The 13,139-nt window shown below is 59.7% G+C and carries 10 protein-coding genes; 1 reads left to right on the top strand and 9 read right to left on the bottom strand.

The window, feature by feature from the left end:
- The 7 genes from WCA10_RS22625 to WCA10_RS22595 form a co-directional block, all read right to left on the bottom strand.
- Positions 1 to 472: GTP-binding protein (locus WCA10_RS22625; RefSeq protein WP_472824799.1), on the bottom strand; the 472-nt coding region annotated here is incomplete at its 3' end.
- A gap of 152 nt (positions 473 to 624) precedes the next feature.
- Positions 625 to 2,700: an elongation factor G gene (fusA, locus tag WCA10_RS22620; RefSeq protein WP_472824798.1), complete on the bottom strand. Its 2,076-nt coding sequence runs from the start codon at positions 2,698 to 2,700 to the stop codon at positions 625 to 627.
- A gap of 121 nt (positions 2,701 to 2,821) precedes the next feature.
- Positions 2,822 to 3,295, bottom strand: coding sequence for a 30S ribosomal protein S7 (gene rpsG, locus WCA10_RS22615; RefSeq protein ID WP_472824797.1), 474 nt, complete (start codon positions 3,293 to 3,295; stop codon positions 2,822 to 2,824).
- Between the two features lie 80 nt (positions 3,296 to 3,375).
- Entirely contained in the window at positions 3,376 to 3,771 is a 396-nt protein-coding gene (gene rpsL / locus WCA10_RS22610) for a 30S ribosomal protein S12 (protein ID WP_472801967.1), read from the bottom strand.
- A gap of 606 nt (positions 3,772 to 4,377) precedes the next feature.
- Positions 4,378 to 5,673, bottom strand: a complete 1,296-nt coding sequence (locus tag WCA10_RS22605; RefSeq protein ID WP_472824796.1) for a hypothetical protein — start codon at positions 5,671 to 5,673, stop codon at positions 4,378 to 4,380.
- 120 nt (positions 5,674 to 5,793) lie between these two features.
- The gene (locus tag WCA10_RS22600; protein ID WP_472824795.1) at positions 5,794 to 6,375 is read right to left on the bottom strand and encodes a hypothetical protein; all 582 of its coding nucleotides are present in this window, start codon (positions 6,373 to 6,375) and stop codon (positions 5,794 to 5,796) included.
- A gap of 186 nt (positions 6,376 to 6,561) precedes the next feature.
- The gene (locus WCA10_RS22595) at positions 6,562 to 7,548 is read right to left on the bottom strand and encodes a nucleoside hydrolase (protein ID WP_472824794.1); all 987 of its coding nucleotides are present in this window, start codon (positions 7,546 to 7,548) and stop codon (positions 6,562 to 6,564) included.
- A 71-nt stretch (positions 7,549 to 7,619) separates the two neighbouring features.
- On the opposite strand from WCA10_RS22595, the gene WCA10_RS22590 reads away from it, so the two are divergent.
- On the top strand, positions 7,620 to 9,656 hold the full coding sequence (locus WCA10_RS22590) for a beta-L-arabinofuranosidase domain-containing protein (RefSeq protein WP_472824793.1): 2,037 nt from the start codon (positions 7,620 to 7,622) through the stop codon (positions 9,654 to 9,656).
- Between the two features lie 25 nt (positions 9,657 to 9,681).
- Here the strand turns inward: WCA10_RS22590 and WCA10_RS22585 are convergent, their stop codons facing one another.
- Entirely contained in the window at positions 9,682 to 10,992 is a 1,311-nt protein-coding gene (locus WCA10_RS22585; protein ID WP_472824792.1) for an enolase C-terminal domain-like protein, read from the bottom strand.
- A 147-nt stretch (positions 10,993 to 11,139) separates the two neighbouring features.
- Positions 11,140 to 13,113, bottom strand: a complete 1,974-nt coding sequence (locus WCA10_RS22580; RefSeq protein WP_472824791.1) for a YjhG/YagF family D-xylonate dehydratase — start codon at positions 13,111 to 13,113, stop codon at positions 11,140 to 11,142.
- Positions 13,114 to 13,139: the final 26 nt, after the last annotated feature.

Genomic DNA, 13,139 nt, shown 5'->3' with positions numbered 1-13,139 from the left:
GCTCGCGGACTTCCATCTCGACCAGGTCCGTCAGCTCTTCATCTTCCACCGCATCGCACTTGTTCAGGAACACCAAGATGTAGGGCACACCGACCTGGCGCGCCAGCAGCACGTGCTCCTTGGTCTGCGGCATCGGACCGTCAGTCGCTGCCACCACCAGAATCGCGCCGTCCATCTGCGCCGCGCCCGTGATCATGTTCTTGATGTAGTCGGCGTGACCGGGGCAATCGACGTGCGCATAGTGCCGATTCTTCGTCTCGTACTCCACGTGCGCCGTCGCGATCGTGATGCCGCGCTCCCGCTCTTCCGGTGCGTTGTCGATCGAGTCAAACGAACGGAACGTGTTCTTCGGGTTGTGCTTCTGCAATACCTTCGTGATCGCCGCCGTCAACGTCGTCTTGCCGTGATCGATGTGACCAATCGTTCCCACGTTCACATGCGGCTTTGAACGATCAAACTTTTCCTTCGCCATAAGAAATCCAATTCCCTTTCAGTGGCTTCTACTGCCCGTTGCTCCCAGAGGCGCCGGCGTTCCGGCTCCAGCCCCAAAACTCAGGGTTCAGGGTTCAGGTTTCAGTCACTCTTGCTTTCTGATCCCTGATCTCTGACCTCTGATCCCTCAAATCACTTCCCTTGCGCACGGCCGATGATCTCATCGGCGATCATGCGCGGCGCCTCTTCGTAGCGCGCAAATTGCATTGAATACGACGCGCGGCCTTGTGTCGATGAACGAATCTCGTTCACGTAGCCGAACATCTCCTTCAGCGGAACGATCGCCTTGATCACCTGCGATCCTGCCGCGTGCTCCATACCTTCAATTCGCCCGCGCCGCGAGTTGATGTCGCCGATGATCACGCCCATGAACTCCTCGGGCACCGTGACTTCAACCGCCATCACCGGTTCCAGCAGCACCGGGTGCGCCTTGCGTGCAGCTTCCTTGAACGCGATCGAACCGGCGAATTTAAACGCCATTTCGTTCGAGTCGACTTCGTGGTAGCTTCCGTCGTACAGCGTTACCTTCACGTCCACGATCGGGTAGCCTGCCAGAATGCCAAGCTCCAGCGCACCCTGCACGCCCTGATCGATGGGCTTGATGTATTCCTTCGGAACCACGCCGCCCTTGATGTCGTTGATGAACTCGTAACCCGCACCGGGAGTGTTCGGCTCGACGCGCAGCTTGCAATGCCCGTAGTTGCCCGAACCACCAGTCTGGCGAATGTACTTGCCTTCCGCCTCAGCCGATTTGCGAATCGTTTCGCGAAATGCAACCTTAGGCTCGCCCACGTTCGCCTCAACCTTGTGCTCGCGCTTCATGCGGTCTACAAGAATCTCGAGGTGCAACTCGCCCATGCCGCTGATAATCGTCTGGCCTGAATCTTCGTCGGTATGCACCTTGAAGGTCGGATCTTCGTCCGCGAGCCGCGAAAGAGCGATACCCATCTTCTCCTGGTCGGCCTTGGTCTTGGGCTCAACAGCCACATGAATCACAGGCTCAGGGAACGTGATGGCGCCAAGCGCGATCGGGTGGTTTGGATCGCTGAGCGTGTCGCCCGTCTTCAATTCCTTCAGCCCCACACATGCGCAGATATCGCCAGCATAAATCTCGGAAATATCCTCACGCTTGTTGGCGTGCATCTTCACCAAGCGTCCTACGCGGTCCGTCTTTCCCGTACGCGGGTTCAGAATCGTGTCGCCCGTCTTCAGCGAACCGGAGTAGATGCGGATGAACGACAACTTGCCGAATGGATCGTTGATCAGCTTAAAGACCAGCGCCGACAGCGGCTCATTGTCATCGGCCTTGCGAATGACCGTATGCGACAGATCATGCGGATCGAGACCCTCCACCGGAGGCTTGTCGAGCGGGCTCGGCAGATAGTCGACAACCGCATCAAGCAGCGTCTGCACACCCTTGTTTTTGAATGCGCTTCCGCAGATCACAGGGAAGACCTTGAGATCGATGGTTGCCTGGCGAATGCCCTTCTTGAGTTCCTCAATGGTCGGCGTCTCGCCTTCCAGAAACTTCTCGAGCAGCACATCGTCGGTTTCGGCGATCACTTCGATCAGTTGCAAGCGGAAGGCCTCGGCCTTCTTCTGCAGATCGGCAGGAATCGGTTCAATCGAAAACTCGGCGCCCATCGTCTCGTCGTGCCACACGACGGCATTCATCTCGATAAGATCGACGACGCCCTTGAAGTGCGACTCGGCGCCGATCGGAATCTGCAGCGCCACAGGACGTGCGCCTAGCCGCTTGCGAATAGTGTCCAGAACGTGCTCGAAGTCGGCGCCGTTCTTGTCCATCTTGTTCACGAAGCAGATACGCGGAACCTTGTACTTGTCGCCCTGACGCCATACCGTTTCCGTCTGCGGCTGCACACCCGAGACAGAATCAAACACCGCAACTGCACCATCCAGAACGCGCAGAGACCGCTCCACCTCGGCGGTAAAGTCCACATGACCCGGCGTATCGATGATGTTGATGCGAATGTCCTTCCACATGCACGTCGTGGCAGCCGACGTGATGGTAATGCCGCGCTCCTGCTCCATGTAATCCATGGTCGCGGTGCCTTCATGCACCTCGCCGATGCGGTGCGTGATGCCCGTGTAGAAGAGGATGCGTTCGGTCGCAGTCGTCTTACCGGCGTCGATGTGCGCCATGATTCCGATGTTCCGGCAACGACTTAGAGGTATGGTGCGAGCCACGGTTTCTCTTTATCCTTGCGGGATTCAACTCCCGCCGTTTCCTTCAGTTCAAAAGCCCATCTCGTTCAGGGTCTTCGCGCCGGACCAACCTGCTTGCCGGCTAAATCTTTTCAGTCCACGCTTACCAGCGATAATGCGCGAAGGCCTTGTTAGCCTCGGCCATGCGGTGCACGTCTTCCTTCTTTTTCATCGCCGCGCCACGGCCATTGGCCGCGTCCAGCAGCTCATTGCTTAACTTGTCGATCATGCCCTTCTCACCGCGGGCACGCCCGTAGGTGATGAGCCAGCGAATCGCCAGCGAGGTACGCCGATCCGCATTCACTTCGATCGGAACCTGGTAGTTGGCGCCGCCGACGCGACGAGTCTTGACCTCGAGCAGCGGCTTGCAGTTCTCGACCGCCTTCTTGAAGAGCTTCAGCGCGTCGTCTCCGCCGCCCTTCTCCTCAAGGTTCTTCATGGATTGATAGAAGATGCCCTGGGCCGTCGACTTCTTGCCGCCCCACATCATGGAGTTCACAAACTTGGTGACCAGCGTGGATCCGTAAACTGGATCCGGCGCGACTTCCCGCTTCCCAATGTGCCCTTTTCTCGGCATAGTTCCTCAAAGTCCTTCGCGCCTAAGCGCCGTTCTGTTGCCCCAGTCCCGGTACCACCACTCCGCCTGGGAACCGCAAACTACTTCTTGGCCGCCGCCGCTCCACCCTTGGCGCGCTTTGCGCCGTACTTCGAGCGGCTCTGCTTCCGGTTGGCCACACCCACTGAATCCAGCGTGCCGCGCACAACGTGATACCGAACGCCCGGCAGATCCTTCACACGGCCGCCGCGGATCAGCACAATCGAGTGCTCCTGCAGGTTGTGGCCGATGCCGGGAATGTAGGTCGTAACCTCAATCCCGTTGGTCAACCGCACGCGGGCTACCTTACGCAGCGCCGAATTCGGCTTCTTGGGGGTTTGTGTGTACACGCGGGTACATACACCGCGCCGCTGCGGCGAGGCCTGCAATGCAGGAGACGCCGTCTTGTACCGGGGGGCCGTACGGCCCTTGCGAACCAATTGATTAAATGTCGGCAAACTGAAACTCCTTACCCCAAAAACCTTGAAACCCAACCTGCTCACAGCCGCGCGCAGACCTTCGAGCTTCCTCATGCCGCTGGGCGCACTTTTCAGCGCGCACGCGCACGGAAGCCCAGGTTGCTGCTTCGCGTCTGCCTTCGTTCCACTACCAGACGAGAACCGAGACGGTGGCCAGTCGTTTTCGCGCATTATGCGGGAAAAGCCAACTCCGTTTCGCCGGTTCCGGCTCGCATAGCCCTCCAAGGTGGAGAAACGCGCGAGCACCGATGCGAAATATCACTTCCCCGTCTTTCCTTCACCCGGGGTTGCGATGTGTCCCTGCCCTTTGCAAGACAAGAGCGTTTCGGGGACTGTGGCCACACTCTGCCGCTTGTGGCCTCGGGAACTGACCCCGCTAAACTTGCTGGCCCGGGATCTCCCGTTACTCACCTGCCGTTAAAACACACGGATAGGCGTGTTCTTGCGGAACCTTATAAAGATAACAAGAAACCGGGGTGGGGTCAACGCAATCAACCGCGTACTTCGTCTTTGCCCCGGAAATATCCTTTTCCACCCCGAGACTGCTTCCATCTGCAATCGAAAACCCGCTCGATATCGCGGCTCTCACGGAACGGTATAGCTTCCGCTATTCACGACTGCGACACCGGTCGAATTCGCAGAATTCGCCTGGAGAATCCCAGCGGATTCCTGCAAAAGAACCGCGGTCCAGCTTACAACTGTTCCTGAGGAGGGAGAAGCCACAAAGCCAGTTAACCCGGAAAGATCTGGAAACACAAGGCTTGTAGAGCTATCCAGATAATTCGCTGTGGCAGAGACTTGATAAAAGATCTCCGTGCTGGCGCCCGTGAACCATCCGAGTGAGGCGGACTCCGAAACCCCAGACTTGCCCGAGAATCCAGAGTAGGCGACGTTGAAAGTTGGAAGAGCCGCCGGTGTTGGTCCCGCAAAAGCCCATGCCGGCGGAAACGTCAGGGTCATAGGACCGCCGCTGCTCGAATTCTGTAGGACATAGGCCGCCTCGGTTGCCTTGGAACTGTTCGAGGCCGAAGCGGTGAACTCGTACACGTCGCCGCTCTGAAGCGCACCCGCCGGAAGCGCCGGGTACTGATTTGTCAGCGAGCCGCCGACCGTAAACCCACCGGAGCCGCCCATTGCGAGTCCAACGGAAGTGGTCGGAGCCGCGTATCCCGACGGAACATTGTTATATGCAATGGACTGCGATGTCGTTTGATCCGCGGCTCCCAGGATCACCGCATTCCCACCGTTGAGCGCACCTGGAACCGGCTGACTGGCGAAGTTCCTGGCGGCAAGCAAGCTCACCGGCCTGACAAACCCCTGCTGGACAACGTTGTAGGCCAGCACCTCCACACGGTCAGATCCCGCCGGAGCGCTTACGCTGAAGCTCCCATTCAGGGCAACCCCGCTTACCGTCGTCAGCGCACTGTTTGCGGTAGCGATGTCTGATTCCGTCGCGCCGGAAATTCCGCTCGCGTCGATGTTTCCGGTAAGAATCCCCGTCTGCCCAGTCGATTGGGATGTTGGGCACGGCAGCGTGAAAGCAGTACCATCCGCAGTGCTCATCTCATACACAAACTGCTCGGGCAGATTAATCGTGCCGCTCACCAGGGTGCATGCATATGCCACCGAAAAAGTGGTGGTGCCGCTGGGAATCGAGAGACTCAAAGAGCCGGAACTGAGGGTTTGTGCCGTAAACGCCCCGGACCCAATCCGCGCAGCAAGAGCCGCCGGCGTGCCGACCGTAAATCTAAGAGTGACGGCAGTCGGAGTTCCACCTCCGCCGCCTCCGGCATTTGAACTGCCTCCGGAACTGCCACCGCATCCAGCTACCAGAGCGAACACTGAGCAGAGCGCAGACAATCGCAGAACTTCCCTGGACATAGTGCTTCCTGTCGTTGGGCTGCTGATCTCGGTGCACAGTCTATCGAGCATCATTGCTCGCTGAAACATCGAATGGAACTGGCGACGGCTGAAGGTGTCTTGAATTGCCGAGTTTGCCCTCTATTCGATCGATTTCAGCACCCAGGTTCCGTTCTCCAGCGCGAAATCTGCCTGCTTCTTGGTGCTGAGCTTGTTGCCGGGATTGTGTGCGATATCATCGAGCACTTGCGGCACGCCTGTCAGATTCACGCCCTCGGTGTACTTCCCCTCCTTGGCGGTGCCCGAACCAGCAAGCATCTCGTCCTGCAGGTCGTCCATGTCATGCGCCCTCAAGTGATTTGCAACAACTGTCATCACCACGACCGTGTAGTTCGTGTCAGCCTGATTCTCCGGACGCCACTCGATCACGTCGCCGCCTCCGGGCAGTGTTACGGCCTTCTTGCCCTCCGGCGTGAGCTTGAAATCGGCCCACAGCTTGTTGGGATAGACCTTGGTCCTCTCCCAAAGCTTCGCCGTGACCCCTGCGCGGATCCCTGTCTCATTGACCAGGACGGTCGTCGCAACTGGCGGCGTCTGGTCATACTTGGCCTGCACCAACGCCAGTGCCTGGGTCGGCGTCAAATCCGGTGCCGACTTGCATCCAACGGCCGCAAACCCGAAACTCATTACCGCCAGCACACCTAAAGTCTTCCAATTCTGCATGATTCTCACGCTCCCTCTTATGCGCGCTCCAATGGGCAGTATCCTAACGACCCGTCATTTTTCTCTAACTTTCCGGCGTTGTCAATGGATTCGGATGTGATAGCGGGCACACCTGAGGGGTCGGGGACTGAATCACTACGGATTCAGCCTGTTTCCGAATGAAAGTCGATGCCAACGGAAAGTGGTCTACTGCTCGGCCACCCGCTTTTGCAGCAGAGCGAGAAACCCCCTCTCGTCGGACTCAAGGCAAACCTGCGCGTTGGGTGCGCCATTTCCGACGGTGGTCATTCCCTTATCGTCCACATCAATATGCAGCGGCTTGGCTGGGCACAGATCTGGGCGGAAAGTATAGGTCACGGCAACCGGATCAAACAGCGTCGGCGTTGGGCTGTGGTTGGGGGTTCCTCCCATCCACTCGTGATAGAGCAGCGTCAGTTGATCCGTCAGCGGCGACCCGTGCGCAAAGATGGTCTCGCGGTCCTTCGCATCGAGCGGCACCTGGGTCGAATCGAGCGGCATCATGAAGACCGGGACGCCGGAAGCCAGCAGCTCCTTCAAGCCGGCAGGATCGTTCAGGATGTTCCACTCCGGCTCGGGCGGTTTTGGCTTGCCTTGCGCGTCAAGCCCGTAGCCGCGAGTCACGCTACCGCCCATGATGACCACGCGTTTGAGCTTTTTGAAAGCCGCCGGATCGCGTTCGATGGCAGCATGCACAGTGAACAGCGGCCCGATGCCGATCAGCGTGATCTCGCCCGGATGCTCGCGCGCCGCATGCAAAATAAACGCCGCGCCATCGCCGAATTTCTTTTCCGGTGCCCGCTTCGCATACGCCGCCTGCGTCATCAGGTTGTCGGTCTTCGTCATCGGCCCTGCAAAAACCGGAATATCGCTTCGGTCAACCGCGCGCAGATACCGGTCCAGCAATCGCGCGCGCATTTCCGTATTGCCGAATGTCGTGGTCACTCCCAGGATCTTCAGCTCGGGGCTCTTCAGCGCGACGGCCAGTGCAAATGCGTCGTCAATGTCATCGCCGATATCGGTATCGATGATCACTTCCTGCGGCGATGACGCGGACTCTACCGCGCCGGCAGTTGCTTGCGATTGCGCAGAGGAATTCACGCAGAACACAAGAACCAGCGCGAACAGGACGAACTGAGCCCGGAGATTTTTCATGCCAACCACTCTATCGCCTTCGCCTCATCCGTTTCCGCTCCATTACTCTGTTGACGATGGTTTCATCCCGTATGTCGCGTTCATTCCGCACTACCCGCCGCCGTTTTCTGAAGCAATCCAGCCTGGCCAGTCTCGCCTGCGCGCTACCGACGCATTCGCTTTGGGCCGCAACCGATGCACCACCTTCCCCAACGGTGAAAGACCGCGCGCCGCTTCATCCAGGCTCCTTCTATTCCCTGCCGCTCGGCTCCGTGCTTCCTGCGGGTTGGTTGCGCCGCCAGCTTGAGATCCAGGCCAATGGACTCAGCGGCCACCTCGACGAGACCTGGCCCGACGTCGGCGCTAACAGCGGATGGCTTGGCGGTACCGGCGAGTCGTGGGAGCGTGGCCCGTACTTTCTCGACGGACTCATCCCGCTTGCATGGCTGCTCGATGACACGCGACTGAAAGCCAAAGCGCAGAAGTACATCGACTGGATCCTGACGCACCAGGCTCCCAACGGAATGATCGGTCCCACCTCGAACGACGACTGGTGGCCCCGCATCGTCGTCCTCAAAGCCCTCACGCAATACCAGGAGTTCACCGGCGACCCGCGCGTTGTTCCCCTGATGGACCGCTACTTTCGCTATCAACTTGGCGCGCTCCCCCAGCGACCCCTGCGCGACTGGGGCAAGTTCCGCTGGCAGGATGAGCTGCTGAGCGTGATTTGGCTTTACAACCGCACCGCCTCTGCGTACCTGCTCGACCTCGCTCGCCTGCTCTATCAGCAGGGATACGACTGGATGTCGCAGTACGCGAACTTCCAGTTCAAACAGAAGATCACCGCCGAATTCATCAAGCTGAACGAAGGCGGCGGACTCAAGGATCTTGCGCTCGCCACACATGGAGTGAACAACGGCCAGGCCGTGAAGACCGGACCGGTTTGGTCGCTCGTGTCCGGTTCCGACACCGATCGCAAAGCGGCCGCGCAGATGATTGCTGAACTCAACAAGTACCATGGCCTGCCCAACGGCATGTTCTCCTGCGACGAACATCTTTCCGGCCGCGATCCTTCACAAGGCTCCGAGCTCTGCACCGTGGTCGAATACATGTATTCGCTGGAGCGCGCCTTAGCGATTACGGGCGACTCAACCTTTGGCGACCGGCTTGAGAAGCTGGCCTTCAACGCCCTCCCCGGCACGCTTACCGACGACATGTGGGCGCACCAATATAACCAGGAACCCAACCAGGTAGAGTGCAGCCTGCACCACAAGCCCTGGGTAAGCGACGGACCGGAATCGAATCTCTTCGGCCTCGAACCGAACTTCGGCTGCTGCACCGCTAACTTCAACCAGGGCTGGCCCAAATTTGCCGCCAGTTTATTCCTGCTTTCAGGCGATCAAAACACCGATACGCACGATGGTCTCGTCGCGGCAGTGTATGCCCCGTGCGAGGTGCGTACTTCGCTGCGCGGAACCGCGGTTCACATTGTCGAAGAGACCAATTATCCCTTCCGCGGTGACGTGAGTTTCACCATCAGACCTGCCGCACCCCTGTTATTTCCGTTGCAACTGCACATTCCAGCATGGGCAACCGATGCCTCAATCAAGGTCAACGGCAAGCCTGAGCCCCAAGCCAAGGCGGGGACATTCGCGCGCATCGAACGGATCTGGAGATCCGGAGACCAGATCGAAATAAGGTTCCCGATGCAGCCGCGGATCTCCCGCTGGTTCAACGACTCGATCGCCATTGAACGCGGTCCGCTGGTCTTCTCGTACGGCATCGGCGAAGACTGGGTAAAGCTCCGCGACCGCGGCATAACCGCCGACTGGCAGGTGTACCCAACCACGCCGTGGAACTACGCCGTTAACGTCGATCCGCAAAATCCTGCCGCGAACATCGCAGTTGCAGATTCCGAACTGGGGGACATTCCCTTTGCGCGAAAAACCGCTCCGATCCAGCTTCGCGTAAAAGCGCGGAAGGTTCCTGCATGGCGCGCCGAAGACGGAGCCGCAGATCCGCTTCCGCAAAGCCCGGTTGCCAGCAACGAGCCGGAAGAAGAGATCACACTCATTCCATACGCAACCGCAAAGTTGCGCATCACGGCGTTTCCGCTTGTCAAAAGCTGAAAGATAGGTTAGAAGGCCGACGGCCTCAACTCACCGTCAGCAGTTTCTGCGATTCGATCTTCGTTTCATCGAGTTGAACATTGAACCCCGGCCCCGTCGGCGCCGCAATAAGCGCCTGTTCTACCACCGGCGGATTCTTTTCAAAGTGATGATAGTGCCGCATCTTCGTCACTAAGTACTCGCCCAGCGGGAACGTCATCGGCGACTGGCTCAGTATCGTATGCACCGCCGCGCGCAGGCTGTGCCCGTGCGGAATCACGCGCACATCGTGCAGGGATGCCACCGTGCCGACCTTCACCAGCTCGCTCACACCGCCACACCACTCGGGATCCGCCTGCACCACTGACAGCGTCCGGGCCTGCAAATATCGCTCCACCTCCCATCGCCCGTAGAAATGTTCGCCTGCTGCAAGCGGCACGGTTGTTCCCTGCCGGATCGCCGCAAAGCTGTCGAGCTTTTCCGGATGCGTGACCTCTTCCATCCAGTAGGGCCGGTACTGTTCGACTTGCCGCGCCCACTCCAGCGCATAATCCTGATCCCAGCCGCTGTAGGCGTCGAACATGATCTCGTAATCGTCGCCGAGCGTCTCGCGCAGCGTCTTCACCAGCTCGATGTTTTTGCGCATGCCCTCGGGGCCGGAGCCGGGCCCATAGCCGATAAACCACTTCTGGTAGCGAAACCCCTGGCTCTTGAGTTCCGTCGCCCTCTTCCGCACCTCGTCCAGTTCCAGCGAAAAGCCCAGCGCGCTTGCATACATCTCCACCTTGTCGCGCGATGGTCCGCCCAGCAGCCGCCACACCGGTACTCCGTAGTACTTTCCGCGCAGATCCCACAACGCGTTATCGACCGCGCTGATCGCCATTATGAAGATCCCCGCGCGCGATTGCCGGTTCGAACGATACATCTGGTCCCACACGACCTCGCCGGCCAGTGCATCCTTGCCAATCAGGAAATGCTGCAGATCTTCGAGCACAATGGTTGCCGGCTCGCGATCGATCGGACCGTACAACCCATCCAACCCAGCCGCCGTGCGAATCCGGATGTAGATCGCCTCGGCCTGCACCTCTCGCGTTCCATCGGGCTTGTCTTTGTAGGGAGCACGCCGGTAGACGTCATACACATCAAGTGGATTGACCTGGGGCTGATGATCTACACCAGCCTCCTCCGTATAATGCCCACGCAACACGATCAACTCCACGGCATCGATCTTCAGCGGAGTCAATCCATCGGGACGATCCGGACAGCGCACCGCCTCCGCCGCCATCTCTTTCGACATTGTCGACCCGGCAAGCGCACCTGCCGCCGTCAGCGCACCCAGAAAACTTCGCCGATTCACTCCGTCCGACCTCCAAATTCAGTCTTACCCCGGGCCCGCCAACCCGCAACCCTGCGGTTGCTCTTTAACGTCGCTCACTCTGTCACAATACTGGGTGCCCCATTCATGACGCAGTTTCATCGCGTCATGAGTGGGATACCGCGAAGCTCAACCGGCCGACTTCGCAGTCCCCAGCGCAGCCACAATCTTCTCCGTGTCGTACACGCATCCCCCCCAAACGCCGCCGCTCACCTCAACCAGCGCCGCCCACAGGCGTGTATCCTCCGGCAGCGCTGGGTGCGGCTCCAAGTCCACACGCAGCTGTCTTTCCGTCAATTTCAGCGCGGCTTCTTCGGCTCTCCACGTGCCATCGGCGTCGCCCACCAGATCCACCGATCCCGTCAGCCTCTCGCGATCGACCACAATCTCAATCAGGTCGCCCTCCACTACCTTCCCGATCGGTCCGCCCGCCAGCGCCTCCGGCGAAATATGTCCGATACACGCGCCCGTGGAAACACCGCTGAAGCGCGCGTCCGTCAATACGGCAACATGCTTGCAATGCGCCAGTTGCTTTAGCGCCGACGTCACCTGGTAGATCTCCTGCATTCCCGCGCCCTTCGGGCCGCCGCAAATCAGCACGATCACGTCGCCGTGCCCAATCAACCCGGCTTTGATCGCCGCAATCGCCGCCGTCTCCGTCGTAAATACCCGCGCCGGCCCACGATGGCGAAAGACATTGTCTTCGCCGATCAGCGAAGGATCGATCGCCGTGCTCTTGATCACCGACCCTTCCGGCGCAAGATTCCCCACGGGAAAACAAACCGTCGCCGTCAACCCACGCGACCGCGCACGATCCGGAGTCATGATTACGTCATCGGCGTCGATTCCATCCAGTTCCTTCAACCTTTTGCGCAGCGCGTGTCGCCGCTCGCTGTCGCGCCACCAGTCGAGACTCGCATCGAGCGCATCGCCCGTAACCGTCTTTACACTTGTATCTAAAAGACCTGCCGAACGCAGTACCAGCATCACCTCCGGCACCCCACCGGCGAGGAACACCTGCACGGTCGCAAAACCACGCGGTCCATTCGGAAGCGCGTCAACAAGGCGCGGCACTGTGCGATTCACTTGCTCCCAGTCCGCACGTCCAGGCCGCTTCAATCCCGCCGAAAACGCAATCGCGGGCAAATGCAATAACAAATTCGTCGACCCACCGAACGCCGCGTGCAGCACCATTGCATTCCGCACCGCAGCATCCGTCAACACATCCCGCGCACCTAGTTTCGATTCATGCAACCGGATGATTGCACGTGCAGATCGCTTCGCCGCATCCAGCCAGATCGGTTGCCCCGAGGGCGCCAGCGCCGTATGCGGCAGCGCCAGGCCAAGTGCCTCACCTACCACCTGCGCCGTCGCCGCTGTCCCCAGGAACTGGCATCCACCTCCCGGCGATGCACACGCACGGCAACCCACCTCCGCCGCATATTCCAGCGTGATTTGCTGCTGCGCAAACCGTGCTCCGATGGTCTGCACCTTGCCCGCATCCTCACCCGATTCGGGCAACAGCGTGACACCGCCTGGCACCAGCACCGCAGGCAACGCTCCCGCCGAAGCCAGCGCCATCATCATCGCCGGCAGACCCTTGTCGCACGTCGCGACGCCGAGGACGCCTTTACCGGTGGGCAAGGACCGCATCAGCCGACGCAGCACCATCGCCGCATCATTCCGAAAGGGAAGGGAATCCATCATCCCCGTCGTGCCCTGCGTCCGCCCGTCGCACGGATCGGTGCATGCGCCCGCAAATGGAATCGCCCGCAGCGCCCGCAGTTCGCGCGCCGCTTCCGCAACCAGCAGCCCCACTTCCCAGTGTCCAGTATGAAATCCGAGCGCGATCGGTCGCCCATCTTCGGCGCGCAGTCCGCCATGCGTGCTGAGAATCAGAAACTCCGGATCGAGCAACCGCGCAGCCTCCCACCCCATCCCCGCGTTCTGGCTCAGGCCAAAAAGATTCCCCGAAGGCTCCGTGACCAGCATCTCTGCCGTCAGCGGTAGCATGCCTTCCGGACCCGCCGCGTGGGTCGAGACCTCGCGCAACTCCGCGCCTTCTGTTTCCAGCACCGACTTCAACGAAATCTCCGCGATCACACCCTCCTCATCGTCCTTGCACGTGC

This window comes from Occallatibacter sp. (assembly GCF_049582745.1).
In the GTDB taxonomy this organism is placed as follows: domain Bacteria; phylum Acidobacteriota; class Terriglobia; order Terriglobales; family Acidobacteriaceae; genus Telmatobacter.
Note: the sequence above shows the minus strand (reverse complement) of the source record. Positions and strands in the feature narration are given on the sequence as shown.

Bases quoted from the DNA above. Each gene is read 5' to 3' on its own strand.
- rpsG (WP_472824797.1), bottom strand. From the start codon at position 3,295: ATGCCGAGAAAAGGGCACATTGGGAAGCGGGAAGTCGCGCCGGATCCA.
- WCA10_RS22605 (WP_472824796.1), bottom strand. From the start codon at position 5,673: ATGTCCAGGGAAGTTCTGCGATTGTCTGCGCTCTGCTCAGTGTTCGCT.
- WCA10_RS22600 (WP_472824795.1), bottom strand. From the start codon at position 6,375: ATGCAGAATTGGAAGACTTTAGGTGTGCTGGCGGTAATGAGTTTCGGG.
- WCA10_RS22595 (WP_472824794.1), bottom strand. From the start codon at position 7,548: ATGAAAAATCTCCGGGCTCAGTTCGTCCTGTTCGCGCTGGTTCTTGTG.
- WCA10_RS22590 (WP_472824793.1), top strand. From the start codon at position 7,620: ATGTCGCGTTCATTCCGCACTACCCGCCGCCGTTTTCTGAAGCAATCC.